The sequence below is a fragment of the Streptomyces sp. CA-106110 genome, assembly GCF_050936285.1.
Classification (GTDB): Bacteria; Actinomycetota; Actinomycetes; order Streptomycetales; family Streptomycetaceae; genus Streptomyces.
The window spans coordinates 7,388,589-7,404,435 of the sequence record NZ_JBNJNB010000001.1; the positions used below are offsets into that span (position 1 = coordinate 7,388,589).

The 15,847-nt window shown below is 72.1% G+C and carries 12 protein-coding genes; 10 read left to right on the forward strand and 2 right to left on the reverse strand.

Going from position 1 to position 15,847, the window contains the following annotated elements:
- Window positions 1–20 precede the first annotated feature (20 nt).
- Complete coding sequence (locus ACQEXA_RS34135; RefSeq protein ID WP_433131935.1) at window positions 21–3,665, forward strand: glycosyltransferase; 3,645 nt, start codon at window positions 21–23, stop codon at window positions 3,663–3,665.
- Window positions 3,662–5,179, forward strand: coding sequence for a DUF5719 family protein (locus tag ACQEXA_RS34140; protein ID WP_432928402.1), 1,518 nt, complete (start codon window positions 3,662–3,664; stop codon window positions 5,177–5,179). Before ACQEXA_RS34135 ends, ACQEXA_RS34140 begins: the two co-directional genes overlap by 4 nt.
- A 56-nt stretch (window positions 5,180–5,235) precedes the next feature.
- On the opposite strand, the gene ACQEXA_RS34145 is transcribed toward ACQEXA_RS34140, so the two are convergent.
- Window positions 5,236–5,685 carry a metallopeptidase family protein gene (locus ACQEXA_RS34145; protein ID WP_432928400.1) on the reverse strand — a complete coding sequence of 150 codons (450 nt, stop codon included), beginning with the start codon at window positions 5,683–5,685 and terminating at the stop codon, window positions 5,236–5,238.
- A gap of 393 nt (window positions 5,686–6,078) precedes the next feature.
- On the opposite strand from ACQEXA_RS34145, the gene ACQEXA_RS34150 reads away from it, so the two are divergent.
- From ACQEXA_RS34150 to ACQEXA_RS34185, 8 genes are all read left to right on the forward strand, one after another.
- Window positions 6,079–6,456 carry a DUF3499 domain-containing protein gene (locus ACQEXA_RS34150; protein ID WP_359403384.1) on the forward strand — a complete coding sequence of 126 codons (378 nt, stop codon included), beginning with the start codon at window positions 6,079–6,081 and terminating at the stop codon, window positions 6,454–6,456.
- Window positions 6,457–6,870: 414 nt separating this feature from the next.
- Window positions 6,871–8,226, forward strand: a complete 1,356-nt coding sequence (locus ACQEXA_RS34155) for a phosphomannomutase/phosphoglucomutase (protein ID WP_432928398.1) — start codon at window positions 6,871–6,873, stop codon at window positions 8,224–8,226.
- 126 nt (window positions 8,227–8,352) lie between these two features.
- Window positions 8,353–8,523 (forward strand): Trm112 family protein, encoded by a 171-nt coding sequence (locus ACQEXA_RS34160; protein ID WP_359403378.1) that lies wholly within the window; start codon window positions 8,353–8,355, stop codon window positions 8,521–8,523.
- Between the two features lie 27 nt (window positions 8,524–8,550).
- Window positions 8,551–9,678: an SIS domain-containing protein gene (locus ACQEXA_RS34165; RefSeq protein ID WP_359403375.1), complete on the forward strand. Its 1,128-nt coding sequence runs from the start codon at window positions 8,551–8,553 to the stop codon at window positions 9,676–9,678.
- Window positions 9,679–9,765: 87 nt separating this feature from the next.
- A complete protein-coding gene (gene manA / locus ACQEXA_RS34170; RefSeq protein ID WP_432939216.1) occupies window positions 9,766–10,917 on the forward strand; it encodes a mannose-6-phosphate isomerase, class I in 1,152 nt (383 codons plus the stop codon).
- A gap of 156 nt (window positions 10,918–11,073) precedes the next feature.
- A complete protein-coding gene (locus ACQEXA_RS34175) occupies window positions 11,074–12,051 on the forward strand; it encodes a cation diffusion facilitator family transporter (RefSeq protein ID WP_433131937.1) in 978 nt (325 codons plus the stop codon).
- 313 nt (window positions 12,052–12,364) lie between these two features.
- Window positions 12,365–13,822, forward strand: coding sequence for an adenosylhomocysteinase (ahcY, locus tag ACQEXA_RS34180; protein WP_360999809.1), 1,458 nt, complete (start codon window positions 12,365–12,367; stop codon window positions 13,820–13,822).
- Window positions 13,823–14,028: 206 nt separating this feature from the next.
- Entirely contained in the window at window positions 14,029–14,646 is a 618-nt protein-coding gene (locus tag ACQEXA_RS34185) for a hypothetical protein (protein ID WP_433131939.1), read from the forward strand.
- Between the two features lie 138 nt (window positions 14,647–14,784).
- Here the strand turns inward: ACQEXA_RS34185 and ACQEXA_RS34190 are convergent, their stop codons facing one another.
- A complete protein-coding gene (locus ACQEXA_RS34190; RefSeq protein ID WP_432928391.1) occupies window positions 14,785–15,828 on the reverse strand; it encodes an RDD family protein in 1,044 nt (347 codons plus the stop codon).
- Window positions 15,829–15,847 lie beyond the last annotated feature (19 nt).

Sequence of the window (15,847 nt, forward strand, 5' to 3'; positions counted from 1 at the left end):
GAACCGGGGCCCGTACCTCGATGTCCGTGTACAGCCATACGGCGGTCCAACACGACGCCGCCACGTCGCCGTTCGACCCGACCCGCCCGCCCGAGTTTCCGCGTCACGTGGTCACCGCGGTGCTCGTCTCCCATGACGGAGCACGCTGGCTGCCCCACGCGCTCGCCGGGCTGCTCGGCCAGGAGCGGCCCGTGCAGAACGCGGTCGCAGCCGACACCGGCAGCGCGGACGACTCCGCCCAGCAGCTCACCGACGCCCTCGGCGCCGACCGTGTACTGCACCTCGCCCGTCGTACCGGTTTCGGCCAGGCCGTCGAGGAGGCGAACCGCAGCGCGGCCGTACTGACCCCGGACGACCTGCCCTACCTCAAGCGCCCCAGCGGCTGGGACCCCGTCACCCGCACCTGGCGGGACGAGGCGTACGACATGCCGGAGCTGCCGTACGGCGAGCCCGTGGAGTGGCTGTGGCTCCTGCACGACGACTGCGCCCCGGAACCCGACGCCCTGGCCCAGCTGCTGCAGGTCGTGGAGAACGAGCTGGAGCTGGGCCGCGACGACCTGGCCGTCGTCGGCCCAAAGCTCCGCGGCTGGTACGACCGCCGGCAGCTCCTCGAGGTCGGCGTCACCATCGCCAACTCCGGCCGCCGGTGGACCGGCCTCGACCGCCGCGAACAGGACCAGGGCCAGCACGACCACATCCGTACGGTGCTGTCCGTGTCCACGGCCGGCATGCTCATCCGGCGCGACGTCTTCGAGGAGCTCGGCGGATTCGACCGCCACCTGCCCCTCATGCGTGACGACGTCGACCTGTGCTGGCGCGCCCATTCCGCGGGATACCGCGTCCTGGTCGCCCCCGATGCGGTGGTCCGGCACGCCGAGGCGGCCTCCCGCGAGCGCCGCACCGTCGACTGCGTGAGCCGTACCGCGGCCTCCCCGCACAAGGTCGACAAGGCGGGCGCCGTCTACACCCTGCTGGTCAACGCCCGCTCGGCACAGCTTCCCTGGGTCCTTCTCCGCCTGGTGCTCGGCACCCTCCTGCGCACGCTGGCCTACCTCGTCGGAAAGGTGCCCCGACAGGCCGTCGACGAGATCCGCGGCCTGCTCGGGACCCTGCTCAGGCCCGAACGGATTTTCGCCGCGCGGCGCAGGCGCGGCCGGCCGCAGATCGACAAGGACGAGCTGCGCCCGCTCTTCCCGCCGCGCGGGGCGACCGTCCGGGCCACCGTCGAACAGATCGCGAGCAACGTGGTGGGCCGCTCCGACCCCGAGGTCTCCTCGGCCGGCCGGCACGGCGGCGGCATCGAATCCGGACCCGGCGGCGACGACGCCGACTTCCTGCAGGTCGAACAGTTCGCCCGGCTCAAGCGCATCGCCCGCAAGCCGGGGCCGGTGCTCTTCGCCGTCCTGCTGCTGTTCTCGCTCGTCGCCTGCCGCGCCCTGCTCGGCGGCGGCGCGCTCGCGGGCGGCGCGATGCTGCCCGCGCCCCCCGACTCCTCCGACCTGTGGTCCCGGTATCTCGACGCCTGGCACCCGGTGGGTGCGGGCGGCACGCAGTCCGCGCCGCCCTATCTCGCGCTCGCCGCCATGCTCGCGAGCATCCTGTTCGGCTCCACCGGGCTGGCGGTCACGGTCCTGCTCGTCTGCTCGGTGCCGCTGGCCGGGTTCACCGCGTACTTCGCCTCACGCCCGCTCGTCGAGTCGCGGCTGGTACGCGCGTGGGCGTCCGTCGCCTACGCCTTCCTGCCCGCCACCACCGGTGCCCTCGCCGGCGGCCGCATCGGCACGGCGGTCCTCGCGATCCTGCTGCCGCTCATCGCACGTGCGGGGATCGCGGCCGGCGGGCTCGCCCATGCCTCCCGCGCCCGCGGCAGCTGGCGAGCCACCTGGGCGTACGCCCTGCTGCTGACCGTCACCACCGCGTTCACGCCCATCGTGTGGCCGATCGCCCTGGTCCTCGGTCTCCTGCTGCTCGCCCTGCGCAGGCACGACCTCGTCGCCCGCGGCCTCCGCCTCCTCGTGCAGCTGGGCACACCGCTGCTGATCCTCGCCCCCTGGTCGCTGTCGCTGCTGCCCTTCGGCTTCTTCAAGGAGGCCGGTCTCGCCTACGGCGCGAGCGCGGCCTCCGCGTCCGACCTGCTCGGCGCCAGCCCCGGTGGTCCCGGCACCGTCAGCGGACTGATGCTCGTCGGTGTCGTCCTCGCCGCGCTGGCCGCCCTGATGCGCGGCGAGCGTCGGCGAGCCATCTGGACGGCGTGGGCGGTCGCCCTGACGGCGCTGGTCTTCGCGGTGCTGTCCAACGGCTCCACATGGGCCGGGCCCGCGACCCTCGTCTACGGCCTCGCACTTCTGGCGGCCGCCTCCATCGGCGCGGAAGGCGCGAAGGAGCGGGTGGCCGAGCAGAACTTCGGCTGGCGCCAGCCGGTCGCCGCGCTCATCGCGTTCGCCTCCGTGGCCGGTCCCCTGCTGATCGCCGCCGGGTGGATGATCCGCGGCGCCGACGGGCCCCTGGAGCGGCGCGACCCCGTGCAGGTGCCGGCATTCGTCGCCGAGGAGGGCGGCACCAGCGACCAGGCCCGCACGCTGGTCCTGGACAGCCAGTCCAGCGCGCGCGTGGGCTACACCCTCGTCCGCGGCTCCGGCGCCCGCCTCGGCGACGGCGAACTCGCCGCGGAGGACGGTGAGAACCAGATGCTCGACAAGGTCGTGGCCAACCTCGTCGCGGGGTCCGGCGCCGACCAGGCGGACGAACTCGGCGGCTTCGCCGTGCGGTACGTCCTCGTCCGCAGGGGCGCGCCGCGTGAGATCAGCCGCGTCCTCGATGCCACGCCCGGCCTGAGCCGGCTCAGCCAGCAGGACGGCAGCGCCCTGTGGCGGGTGGACCGGCAGGTCTCCCGCGCCGCGATCGTCGCGGGCTCCGCCACACCCCAGTCCATCGCCTCCGGACCCGTCGAGATCCACACCAAGATCCCGTCCGGCCCGAGCGGCCGTGTGCTGCGGCTCGCCGACACCGCCAGCGCGGGCTGGACCGCGACCCTGGACGGCAGGCCGCTCGTCCGCACCACGGTCGACGGCTGGGCTCAGGGCTTCCAACTGCCGACTTCCGGCGGCACGTTGGACGTCACCTACGACGCGCCGATCACCCACACAGGCTGGCTGTGGGCGCAGGGCTCGCTCGCCGTCGTCCTTGTGGTCCTCGCCCTGCCCGGCCGCCGCCGGGACGTCGACGACGACCTCCCCGAGGAGCGTTCCGTGCCCGCGCAGGAGACCTCGGGCGAGGGCCGCCGGGCCCGCCGGCTGCGGGCTCAGGCCGAGGCGGAGGAGGCCGACCAGGACACCGACGCCCCGCCGCCCCCGCCCGAGGAGTCTCCGGCCGACATCCCGCAGCAGCCGGCGTACGGCGAGTGGGACACGGCGGGCCAGACAGGCGGCGAGTACGACACGTACGGCGGCGAGCAATACCCGGACTACCAGCAGCAGTACGCGCAGAGCGGCTACGAGTACGGGCAGCAGCAGTACCCGGCCGACCCCTATCAGGGCGCCCAGTACGACCCGTACGCCTACGGCACCACGGCACCGTACGACCCGACGTACGACCAGGGCTACGGCACGCCCTACGACCCGGCGCACGGCACCGACAGTGAGCGCCCCGACGGGAGCCAGCAGTGAACCGCACGACCCTGTCCCTGATCGCCGGCACGACCGCGCTCGCCGCCGTCACCGGATTCGCGGCGCTCACCGCACCGGCCGCGTCCAGTGGCGGCACCGCCAAGACGGCGGCCCGGCTGCCCGTGGAGCAGACCCGGCTGCTGTGCCCGGAGCCGAGCACCTCCGACATAGCCGACACGACGTACACGTCCTTCACGCCCGTCTCGCCCGGCACGAGCAGCAGCGGCAAGGCCGAACTCACCGCGGCGGGCGCGCAGTCCGCGGCCGGCTCGGACTCCTCCGGAAGCGGAAAGTCCGCCAAGAACAAGAAGCAGCCGGACGCTCCCGAGGTGACCCCCAAGGAGCCAGGCACCCCCGTCACCGGGACCGCCTCCGGCAGCGACACGCCCGCCCTGCTCGGTACTGCCACCGGCCGTCTCGCGCCCGGCTGGACGGTCCAGGAGACGACCCAGGTCGACGCGGGCACCGGCCGGGGGCTGCTCGGCACCGGCTGCAGCGCCCCGGACACGGAGTTCTGGTTCCCGGGCGCAAGCACCGCCGGGTCCCGCACCGACTATGTGCACCTGACCAACCCCGACGACTCCGCCGCGGTCGTCGACATCGAGCTGTACGGCAAGGACGGCAACCTCAAGTCGACGGTCGGCGAGGGCATCACGGTCCAGCCGCACTCCAGCGAGCCGGTCCTGCTGTCCACGCTCAGCAGCGCCCAGGAGAGCGACCTCACGGTCCACGTCGGCGTCCGCAGCGGCCGGGTCGCCGCCGCCGTGCAGGCCCTCGACGACAAGCTGGGCGGCGACTGGCTGGCTGCCTCCACCGACCCCGCGGGCTCCCTGGTGATGCCCGGCATCCCCAAGGACGCCACGGACGTACGACTGATCGCCTTCGTACCCGGCGACGCCGACGCCGACCTGAAGGTGCGCCTGGCCTCGCCCTCCGGTGAGATCACCCCGGCCGGGAACGAGACACTGCATGTGAAGGGCGGCATGACCACCGCCGTCGACCTCGGCGACATCACCCGCGGGGAGGCGGGCTCCCTGGTGCTGACGCCCAGCGACTCCCCGGTCCCCGTGGTCGCCGCGCTGCGCGTGCTGCGGGGCAAGGGCGACAAGCAGGAGTCGGCGTTCATCCCGGCCACCGCGCCGGTCGGTACGCGTGCCTCGGTGGCCGGCAACTTCGGCAAGGACTCGACGCTCGCGCTGAGCGCCCCGGGCGGCGCGGCCACGGTCAAGGTCACCGCGTCCGCGGGCAGCGAAGGCGGGACCGCCGTCACGAAGCAGTACACGATCAAGGGCGGTACGACACAGGACGTGGACGCGCCCGTGCCGAGCGGTCTCAAGGGCTCCTACGCGCTCACCGTGGAGCCGGTCTCCGGAGGACCCGTCTACGCCGCCCGCACCCTGCAGACGACCGTCGAGGGCGTACCGGCGTTCACGGTGCAGACCCTCCCGGACGACCGTGGGACGGTCGCGGTGCCCCAGGCGGACCAGGATCTGTCGGTGCTGCTGAAGAAGTGACGGACGGGGCCGTCACCTCCCCCGGTCCGGGCCGCGGGGTGGTGCGGCCCTGCCGGTCAGTCCTCGCCGTAGCGCGGGTCCACCGTCTCCGGGGTCAGCCCGAGCAGCTCCGCCACCTGCTCCACGACCACCTCGTGGACGAGGGCCGCGCGCTCGTCGCGGCTCTTCGTCCGGATCTCGACCGGCCGGCGGTAGACGACCACTCGTGCCCGACGGCCCTCGCGGGCCTCGACCGTGGCACCGAGGGGTACCGCCTCGTCGCTCCAGACGTCGCCGGCGCCGTCCAGGCGCGGCACTTCCAGGACCAGGAAATCGATGTCGGCGAGCTGCGGCCAGCGTCGCTCCAGACGCTCCACGGAGTCCTGCACCAGGTCGGCGAACACCTCGGCCCGGCTCGCGGCGAGCGGCACCTGGGGCGGCGCGACGGGGCCACGCATGCCTCTGCCATGGCGGTCACGGCGGCGGGGCCCGGGCGCAGTGGCGCGGGGCGTTACAGGGTTGTCCATCACTGACGAAGAGTAGTCCCCGCGGGGTCCCCTCGCCCCGCCCCCACACGGCCGCGCACCCCCTCTGTCGCTGCCCTGTTCGACCGCCCCGCAGAGGCGGGCTCCGTGGAGCTGCGCCGGTGCCGGGGCGCCGATGTCGCAGGATGACCATTCCGGCCAAGGTTGGGCTCGATTCCATATACCCCCGAGACCGCCGCCCTCATGAGAATTGACGGCGTTTGTACCGAGTGCTGACCGGTTTCAGGGGTGTCCGGTTCTCTCGGACTGGCTGTCCGTGCAGGTCAGCCTGTCGGGTCGGAAGGGGTGTGTGGGGTGTCTCACAGCACGACACGGTGGAGTGACCTGGGGGAGAGTCGTCGCGGCCCGCTCAAGAGTGCGGTACCGTCCAACGTCGTGAGCCCTGTACGTCGCTGTTCGCGCACCGCTTGCGGCCGACCTGCCGTCGCGACGCTGACGTACGTCTACGCCGACTCGACCGCGGTCCTCGGCCCGCTCGCCACCTACGCCGAACCCCACTGCTACGACCTGTGCGCCGAGCACTCCGAGCGCCTGACCGCGCCGCGCGGCTGGGAGGTCGTCCGACTGCTGGACGGCTCGGCACCCGCGCGCCCCAGCGGTGACGACCTCGAGGCGCTCGCCAACGCGGTGCGTGAGGCGGCCCGTCCGCAGCAACGCGCCGCCGGGGCCGGCGGCGGCTACGGCCGCACGGCGGACCCGATGGAGGTCGCCCGCCGCGGCCATCTCCGGGTGCTGCGCTCACCGGACAACTGACCGCCGGTCGACCGGCCTTGAGGCCCGGGTCCCGCCTCGGCGTCCCGGCCCGCCGTCAACAGCCGCCGCAGCTCACTCCTTCGAATGATTTCTCGGCTCATCTGGCCCAAGAGCGGGCTTCGTCGGCCCGCGCGCATCCCGCCCTCGCGAACGTGCCATCGACGTCCGGACGCGTCCGTACCCCGGCGTGCGCTCCTCGGCGCTCGGCCGGTCGGGCACGCCAGTTCTCAGCCCCGTGCGGCCCCGGCTTCCGGGCCCCGTGAGCAGGGGCTTCCGGGCCGGCGCACCGGTGTTCCGGTCGAGCCCCGGTATGAACTCCGTGGGAACTGTCCGCGCTGGGCACCGGGGCACGTCCAGGTGTCGGAGCAGGCAGGTAGTTTGTGCTCATCATTGAGACTCCAGGAGGGTTTGGCCGTGTCAGCTGATCTGTCGCAGATCGTGAAGGCGTACGACGTACGCGGGGTCGTCCCGGACCAGTGGGACGAATCGCTCGCGGAGCTCTTCGGAGCGGCCTTCGCGCAGACGACCGGCGCGGACGCGATCGTCGTCGGCCATGACATGCGGCCCTCCTCCCCCGGCCTCTCGCGTGCCTTCGCGCGCGGGGCGGCGGCACGAGGCGTCGACGTCACGGAGATCGGCCTGTGCTCGACGGATCAGCTGTACTACGCGTCGGGCGCGTTCGACCTGCCGGGCGCGATGTTCACCGCGTCACACAACCCGGCGCAGTACAACGGCATCAAGATGTGCCGCGCGGGTGCCGCCCCGGTCGGCCAGGACACCGGTCTCGCCGAGATCCGTGAGCTGGTCGAGCAGTGGCTGGACTCGGGTGCGCCGGAGCCGGTGGAGACGCCCGGGACGATCACCCGGCGGGACACGCTGGAGGACTATGCGGCGTACCTGCGCTCCCTGGTGGACCTGACCTCCATCCGCCGCCTGAAGGTCGTCGTCGACGCGGGCAACGGCATGGGCGGCCACACCGTGCCGACCGTCTTCGCCGGGCTGCCGATCGACCTTGTCCCGATGTACTTCGAGCTGGACGGCACCTTCCCCAACCACGAGGCCAACCCGCTCGACCCCGCGAACATCGTCGACCTGCAGGAGCGGGTGCGTCAGGAGCAGGCGGACATCGGCATCGCCTTCGACGGAGACGCCGACCGCTGCTTCGTCGTCGACGAGCACGGCGAGCCGGTCTCGCCGTCCGCCATCACGGCACTGGTCGCTGCCCGCGAGCTCGGCAAGCACGGCGGCAAGGGCATGATCATCCACAACCTGATCACCTCGTGGTCGGTACCCGAGGTCGTACAGGAGCACGGCGGCACGCCGGTGCGCACGCGCGTGGGCCACTCCTTCATCAAGGCCGAGATGGCGCGCACCGGCGCGATCTTCGGCGGGGAGCACTCCGCGCACTACTACTTCAAGGACTTCTGGAACGCCGACACCGGCATGCTGGCCGCTCTCCACGTCCTCGCGGCCCTCGGCGGCCAGAACGGGCCGCTGTCGCGACTCGTCGCCGAATTCGACCGCTATGTGGGCTCCGGCGAGATCAACTCCACGGTCGACGACCAGAAGGCACGCATCGCCGCGGTCAAGGCGGCGTACGAGGGCTTCGAGACCGACGAGCTGGACGGCCTGACCGTCTCGTCCGCCGACTGGTGGTTCAACGTCCGCCCCTCCAACACGGAACCGCTGCTCAGGCTGAACGCGGAGGCGAAGGACGAGGCGGCCATGGCGAAGATCCGGGACGAGGTCCTGGCCATCATCCGGGGCTGACCCACCCCCTCGCCGACGTCCCCCTCCCGCCTGGGAAGGGGGACGGGACCTTGATCAACTCCCGCACGTCGGCCCTCACAGCGGTAATCTGACCAGGCCAAGCGCATCCGCCCGAAGGGACCTTTCATGCCGCTCGAAGCCGGCCTCCTGGAGATTCTCGCCTGCCCGGCGTGCCACGCCCCCCTCAAGGAGGCGGAGAGCGAGCTGGTCTGCACCGGTCAGGACTGCGGCCTCGCCTACCCCGTCCGGGACGGCATCCCGGTCCTGCTCGTGGATGAGGCCCGCCGCCCCGCGTAACGGCCCGGCGATCGGAGGCTGCCGCCCATGCTCGACGAATCGCTGCTCGACGACCCCGAGGCGCTCGCGCGCGCCGACCGCCGTGCGCTGCTGCGTGGCGCCGCCGAGGCAGGCGCCAGGGTCCGCTCCGCCGTGCGGCACGCCGCCGAGGCCGGGGTCAACGAGCTGAAACCCGACGGACGCCCCCGCGCCGTCCTCATGGCGGGCCCCGGCACCGCCTCCGTGGGCGTCGCCGAACTGCTCGGCACACTCGCCGGCGCCGCGTGCCCGGTCACCCGCATCCATCCGACCGGTGTCGCACCGGCCGCGGGAGCCCTGCGCTGGGAGCTGCCGGGCTGGGCGGGGCCCGTGGACCTGCTGCTGATCGCCACCCCCGACGGCTCCGAACCAGGGCTGTCGATCCTGGTCGAGCAGGCCTACCGCCGCGGCTGCACCGTCGTGGCCGTGGCCCCTGCCCGCTCCCCGATCACGGACGCGGTGGTCGGCGCCCACGGCTTGTTTGTCCCCATGGCGACCGCCCCCTACGAGCAGGACGAACCCCTCACCGCGTCCGCCCCCGGCGTCCTGTGGGCCTTGCTCACCCCGCTGCTCGCCCTCCTGGACCGCACCGGGCTGCTCTCCGCCCCGTCCGACGTCCTGGAGAAGGTCGCGAGCCGTCTCGACCAGGTCGCCGAACGCTGCGGCCCGGCCATCGCCACCTACAGCAACCCCGCCAAGACCCTCGCCGCCGAGCTGGCCGAGTCCCTTCCCGTGATCTGGACCGAGGGCGTCTCCGCCGAGCCGGCCGGCCGCCGGTTCGCCGCCGCGCTCGCCGAGCTGGCCGGCCGCCCCGCGCTCACCGCGCAGCTGCCCGAGGCGCTCGCCTCGCACAGTGTTCTGCTCTCCGGGCCCCTCGCCGCCGGCGCCGACCCCGACGACTTCTTCCGCGACCGTGTCGAGGAGGCACAGGCCCTCCACGCACGCGTGGTGCTCCTGCGTGACCGCCCGATCGGTGGTCTGAGCGCGGCCCCCGCCGCCCGCGATCTGGCTCTCAGCCACGACACGGCGATCAGCGAACTCGAACCGGAGGACGGCGACGAACTGGAGACCCTCGCGGAGCTGATCGCCATCACAGATTTCGCCGCTGTTTACGTGGCGCTCGCTTCGGGGGCCTGACCTTGGCTCGCAACATCTGACAGCACGCACCCGCCGACGCCCGACGGCGCCGGCCGCAGCGTACGTATGGAGAAAGACACCCACCACATGGATCGCCTCGAGAACACCGTCCGCCCCTACGCTTGGGGCTCGACCACCGCCATCCCCGCGCTCCTCGGCGAGGAGCCGACCGGTGAGCCGCAGGCGGAGATGTGGATGGGCGCCCACCCGGGCGCACCCTCGCGCACCCCGCGCGGCCCGCTCAACGAGGTGATCGACAAGGCGCCGGAAGTGGAACTGGGCGAGCGGACGGTCGCCAAGTTCGGGCCCCGGCTGCCCTTCCTGCTGAAGATCCTCGCCGCCGGCGCCCCCCTCTCCCTCCAGGTGCACCCCAACCTGGAACAGGCGAAGGAGGGCTACGCGGACGAGGAACGCCGCGGCATCCCGGTCGACGCGCCCCACCGCAACTACAAGGACGCCAACCACAAGCCGGAACTGATCTGCGCCCTCACCGAGTTCGACGGCCTGTGCGGCTTCCGTACGCCCGATGACGCCGCCGAACTGCTCGCCGGCCTCGAGGTCGACTCCCTCAAGCCGTACGTCGACCTGCTGCGCGCCCACCCGGAGGAGGCCGCCCTGCGCGAGGTCCTCACCGCAGTGCTGAGCGCCGACCCCGACGACATGGCCCACACGGTCGGCGAGGCCGCGGCCGCCTGCGCCCGCCTGGGCGGCGCCTACGCCCCGTACGCCGGCATCGCCCATCACTACCCCGGCGACCCGGGCGTGATCGCGGCGATGCTGCTCAACTACGTCCAGCTGCAGCCCGGCGAGGCACTCTTCCTGGGCGCGGGCGTCCCGCACGCCTATCTGAACGGCCTCGGCGTCGAGATCATGGCCAACTCCGACAACGTCCTGCGCTGCGGACTGACCCCCAAGCACGTCGACGTCCCCGAGCTGCTCCGGATCGTCCGCTTCGAGGCCGGCGACCCCGGTGTCCTGCGCCCGGAGGCCTCCTCGGACGGCGAGGAGGTCTACGAGACCCCCATCGACGAGTTCCGCCTCTCCCGGTACGTCCTCGCCGAGGGCGCCGCCCCGCGCGACCTCACGCGCGCCACCCCGCAGATCCTGCTGTGCACGGCGGGTTCCGTACGGGCCGGGGAGCACTTGCTGGCAGCCGGCGAGTCGGTCTTCGTGCCGGCGGGCGAGAAGGCCGAGGTGGCCGAGGCCGGCACCGTCTTCCGGGCCACAGTCGTAGCCTGACCCGAACGCCGTACATGGTCATGCTGTCGGTCCGGCGCAACGTCGCCGGACCCGGCTGCAACAATGACCCATCGGCAAAGGACGGGTAAAGCCCTGGACGGAGTACGCCGACAGGCACATCCAGGGCGGGACGCTACGAAGGGACAACGCGAACACATGAGCGCGTCAGGCGGCACCAGGGCGATCGTCGCGGCACTCGGAGCCAATCTCGCGATCGCGGCATCCAAGTTCGTGGCGTTCGCCTTCAGCGGCTCCTCCTCGATGCTCGCCGAGGGCGTCCACTCGCTCGCCGACTCCGGCAACCAGTTCCTGCTGCTGATCGGCGGCAAGCGCGCCCAGCGCGACGCGACCCCGCAGCACCCCTTCGGCTACGGGCGCGAGCGCTTCATCTATGCCTTCCTCGTCTCGATCGTCCTCTTCTCGGTCGGTGGCATGTTCGCCATCTACGAGGGCTTCGAGAAGATCAGCCACCCGCACGAGGTCGAGAACTGGTACTGGCCCGTGGGCGTGCTCGTCTTCGCGATCCTGGCCGAGGGCTTCTCCTTCCGCACGGCCATCAAGGAGTCCAACGGCCTGCGCGGCACGCTGTCCTGGGCGCAGTTCATCCGCCGGGCCAAGGCGCCCGAACTGCCGGTCGTCCTCCTGGAGGACTTCGGCGCCCTCATCGGTCTCGTTCTCGCCCTCGGTGGCGTCGGCCTCGCGCTGCTCACCGGCGACGGCGTCTGGGACGGCATCGGCACCGTCTGCATCGGTGTCCTCCTCGTGCTGATCGCCCTCGTTCTCGCCGCCGAGACCAAGTCCCTGCTGCTCGGCGAGGCCGCGGGCCCCGAGGTGGTCAGGAAGATCGAGGCCGCGATCGCCGACGGCGACACGGTGCCCCGCATCATCCACATGCGCACGCTCCACCTCGGCCCCGAGGAACTGCTGGTCGCCGCCAAGATCGCGGTCCGGCACGACGACACGGCCACACAGGTTGCCGCCGCGATCGACGCCGCCGAGGCCCGCGTCCGGGCCGCCGTCCCGATCGCCCGTGTCATCTACCTGGAACCGGACATCTACAGCGAGGCGGAAGCGGCCAAGGGCCCGGACCCCGAGGCGACCCCCGGCGGACCCGCCCAGGTGCCCGGCCACTGAGCCCGCTGCCGGCCCCCGGATCCCGCGCGGCACAGTCCCGCGCACCGGCCGAAAGCAGTCCGCAGGCAACCGGACTCCTCAGAGGCGGACTGGGGTACGCGGGGCCGCCCGGTGTAGCTTGGAAGCCGAGCCAGACGTCGCTGCTGATGGCGGTCGGGCGGTCCCAGGACGGACCGGCCGAGGGAGAGAGGGCCTCCGACGACTGCGCTGCGCGTACGCGGGCATTCCTGTGTCCTCTTCCGGGCACCCCTGTGTCCGCCGCCGCGCAGACCAGCCGTACCCACCTCGCCCCAACCCCGAGGAGCAGCACGCAATGACGACTGTCGACAACCGACAGGACTTCAAGGTCGCCGACCTCTCGCTGGCCGAATTCGGCCGCAAGGAGATCACCCTCGCCGAGCACGAGATGCCCGGTCTGATGTCGATCCGCAAGGAGTACGCCGAGACGCAGCCACTGGCCGGCGCCCGCGTCACCGGCTCCCTGCACATGACCGTCCAGACCGCCGTGCTCATCGAGACGCTGGTCGCCCTTGGCGCCCAGGTCCGCTGGGCCTCCTGCAACATCTTCTCCACGCAGGACCACGCGGCCGCCGCCATCGCCGTCGGCCCCGACGGCACCCCCGAAAACCCCCAGGGCATCCCCGTCTTCGCCTGGAAGGGCGAGACCCTGGAGGAGTACTGGTGGTGCACGGAGCAGGCGCTGACCTGGCCGGACAGCCCCACCGGCGGCCCGAACATGATCCTCGACGACGGCGGTGACGCCACCCTTCTCGTCCACAAGGGCGTCGAGTACGAGAAGGACGGCAAGGTCCCGGCCATCGAGACCGCCGAGTCGGACGAGCACCGCGTCATCCTCCAGCTGCTCCACCGCACCCTGGGCGAGAACCCCCAGAAGTGGACCCAGCTGGCGTCCGAGATCCGCGGTGTGACCGAGGAGACCACGACCGGCGTCCACCGCCTGTACGAGATGCAGCGCGACGGCGTCCTCCTGTTCCCGGCAATCAACGTCAACGACGCCGTCACGAAGTCGAAGTTCGACAACAAGTACGGCTGCCGCCACTCGCTGATCGACGGCATCAACCGCGCCACCGACGTCCTCATCGGCGGCAAGACCGCCGTCGTCTGCGGCTACGGCGACGTGGGCAAGGGCTGCGCGGAGTCCCTGCGCGGACAGGGCGCCCGCGTGATCGTCACCGAGATCGACCCGATCTGCGCGCTGCAGGCGGCCATGGACGGCTACCAGGTCACGACCCTCGACGAGGTCATCGACAAGGCCGACATCTTCATCACCACGACCGGCAACAAGGACATCATCATGGCCACAGACATGGCCAAGATGAAGCACCAGGCGATCGTCGGCAACATCGGCCACTTCGACAACGAGATCGACATGGCCGGCCTCGCCAAGGTCCCCGGCATCGTCAAGGACGAGGTCAAGCCGCAGGTCCACACCTGGACCTTCCCCGACGGCAAGAAGATCATCGTCCTCTCCGAGGGCCGTCTGCTGAACCTGGGCAACGCCACCGGTCACCCGTCGTTCGTGATGTCCAACTCCTTCGCGGACCAGACGCTGGCCCAGATTGAGCTGTTCACCAAGCCCGACGCGTACCCGACCGGTGTGTACACGCTGCCCAAGCACCTGGACGAGAAGGTCGCCCGCCTCCACCTGGACGCGCTCGGCGTGAAGCTCACCCAGCTCCGCCCCGAGCAGGCCGCGTACATCGGCGTCGACGTCGAGGGCCCGTACAAGTCCGACCACTACCGCTACTGATCACCTGAGGCACCGGGTCGCGCGTACACCGCAGGCTGTCGGCGTACGCGCGCCTGCCGCTCACGACGTGGCGAGCGCGTCCGTGCACTGACGCGCACCTCAGAGCAGTTCCGAGGCAGGCCCCCGCACCCCCGTGCCGGGGGCCTGCCCCGTTCAGCCAGGCCAGGCAGACTGGCCCGACCAGCCCGTCACGACCCAGGACCCCCATGCCCCGCGGCCGATATTCGCTTCATGACCCGCACGACCACACCCCCCTCGGCGAAGAACACTTCCAGTGCGCGCCCGGCCCCTCCGGCTGGCGCTACGTCTCGCAGTTGACCACTCCGGCCGGCGACCAGGCCGGCTCCGTCGATCTGGCCCTCGACGAACTCGGCCGCCCCATCCGCCTGGAACTCCACGCCGGAGGCTGGCAGGTGCGGGGTGCCGCCCTCGACGGCGTCACCTGGGTCCGCACCGACCCCACCGGCACCCATGCCACCGAAGGCAATGTCCGCGCTCACGCCTTCGCCGGCACGTCCCCGGCCTTCCTCGTCGCCACGGCCCGGCTGCTCCGCCTCACCCCTTCTTCTTCCTCCGCGACGCGCGTACGCCTCGTCGCCTTCACCGATCCGGTCCTCGCCCCCCGCACCGTGGACCAGTCCTGGACCCTGATCGAAAGAGAAGCACACGCCACTGACAACGCCCCCCTGATCGTGGACGAATACCAGGTCACGGACCTGGACACGGGGGAGCTGCACACCGTCCACATCTCGGGGGACGTGGTGCTCGCGGCACCCGGCATCGAGCTCGAGGACCTCGAGTCACCCCCCTCGACGTTCTCGTGACAGGCGTTCGCGCTGGACGAGAGATGCCGAGGCGGGTACCACCGGACGGGCCGGCGAGGTCTGTACCGAAGTGACGAGACCGCCGACGGACGCGCACCCCACGGGGCCCGGACCCGTCGAGGAGCCGGCCGCGTGCGGCTACGCGGGCGGTACGAACCCGGTGGCAGGATGATCCGCCGACTCCGCCCGCGGCGTCGCGGGAGTCACCGGCTGCCGGTCCTGCGGGGCTGCGGGTGACTGTGGCTGAGGCCACGCGGAGGCATACGGCTGTGCGGGAGCGGACGTCGCGGCTCGGTCGTCCACGTCGGTCGGGACCGGAGCCCGCCACGGGCTTGCTCCGCCCGCCGCCAGGGGAGCCTCCTGGGGCGACGGGGCGTACCCACCCGGCGTGCTGCCCGCTCCAGGGCCCACCCCGGCGCTCCCGCCCTCGCCCCAGCCGCCGAACGCCCGCCGCGCCTCTCGCGCCTGCCGTTCCTGCAACACCGCCGCCAGATACGCGGCCGGTGGAATCCCATACGGCGCCGGCGCCCCCGTGCGCGCTGCGACATCCGAGGCAAGACGTTCCGCCATCGCCTGGCCCACCTGCGGATCCAGCTGCTGCATCCGCGTCAGGTACTGCCGGACAGCCAGCCACAACCCGTCCGGGACCGCCGAGAGGTCCAGCTGGGAGAACCGCCCGGCAAGCCAGGGCGGCGGCGGAGGCACGAAGCCCGAACGTCCTGCGGGCACCCGTTCCCGTACGACCAGCGTGCCCGCGAAGACGTCACCGAGTCGCCGGCCCCGCGCGGACACGAGCGAGGCGATGCACGCCACGATGCCGAAAGTCATCAGGATCTCGATCGCACCGATCGCGCCCCGCACCAACGCGTGCCGGAACCGGATCGGTCCCCCGTCGTCCCGGACCACGCGCAGCCCGCAGGCCAGCTTGCCCAGTGAACGACCGCGGCTGAGCGTCTCCACGGCTATGGGTCCGCCGATCAGGACCAGGACGAAGGTCGCGATCGACACCGCGACCTGCGCGGCTTCGTCCAGCCCGGACGTGGCGGCCACCAGTGCGATGGTCACGATGAGATATGCCGCCATGGCCACGGCCAGGTCGAGCAACACCGCCAGCGCACGGCTCGGCAGTTTCGCGGGGCGCAGCTCCAGCGCCACCGCCTCGCCCGTCACTAGCTCACTCACGCCCGCCGTCCTTCCCCTG

Coding starts and splice junctions, on each gene's coding strand:
- ACQEXA_RS34135 (WP_433131935.1), top strand. CDS start 21: ATGTCCGTGTACAGCCATACGGCGGTCCAACACGACGCCGCCACGTCG.
- ACQEXA_RS34145 (WP_432928400.1), bottom strand. CDS start 5,685: ATGGACAACCCTGTAACGCCCCGCGCCACTGCGCCCGGGCCCCGCCGC.
- ACQEXA_RS34160 (WP_359403378.1), top strand. CDS start 8,353: ATGCCGCTCGAAGCCGGCCTCCTGGAGATTCTCGCCTGCCCGGCGTGC.
- ACQEXA_RS34165 (WP_359403375.1), top strand. CDS start 8,551: ATGCTCGACGAATCGCTGCTCGACGACCCCGAGGCGCTCGCGCGCGCC.
- manA (WP_432939216.1), top strand. CDS start 9,766: ATGGATCGCCTCGAGAACACCGTCCGCCCCTACGCTTGGGGCTCGACC.
- ACQEXA_RS34175 (WP_433131937.1), top strand. CDS start 11,074: ATGAGCGCGTCAGGCGGCACCAGGGCGATCGTCGCGGCACTCGGAGCC.
- ahcY (WP_360999809.1), top strand. CDS start 12,365: ATGACGACTGTCGACAACCGACAGGACTTCAAGGTCGCCGACCTCTCG.
- ACQEXA_RS34185 (WP_433131939.1), top strand. CDS start 14,029: ATGCCCCGCGGCCGATATTCGCTTCATGACCCGCACGACCACACCCCC.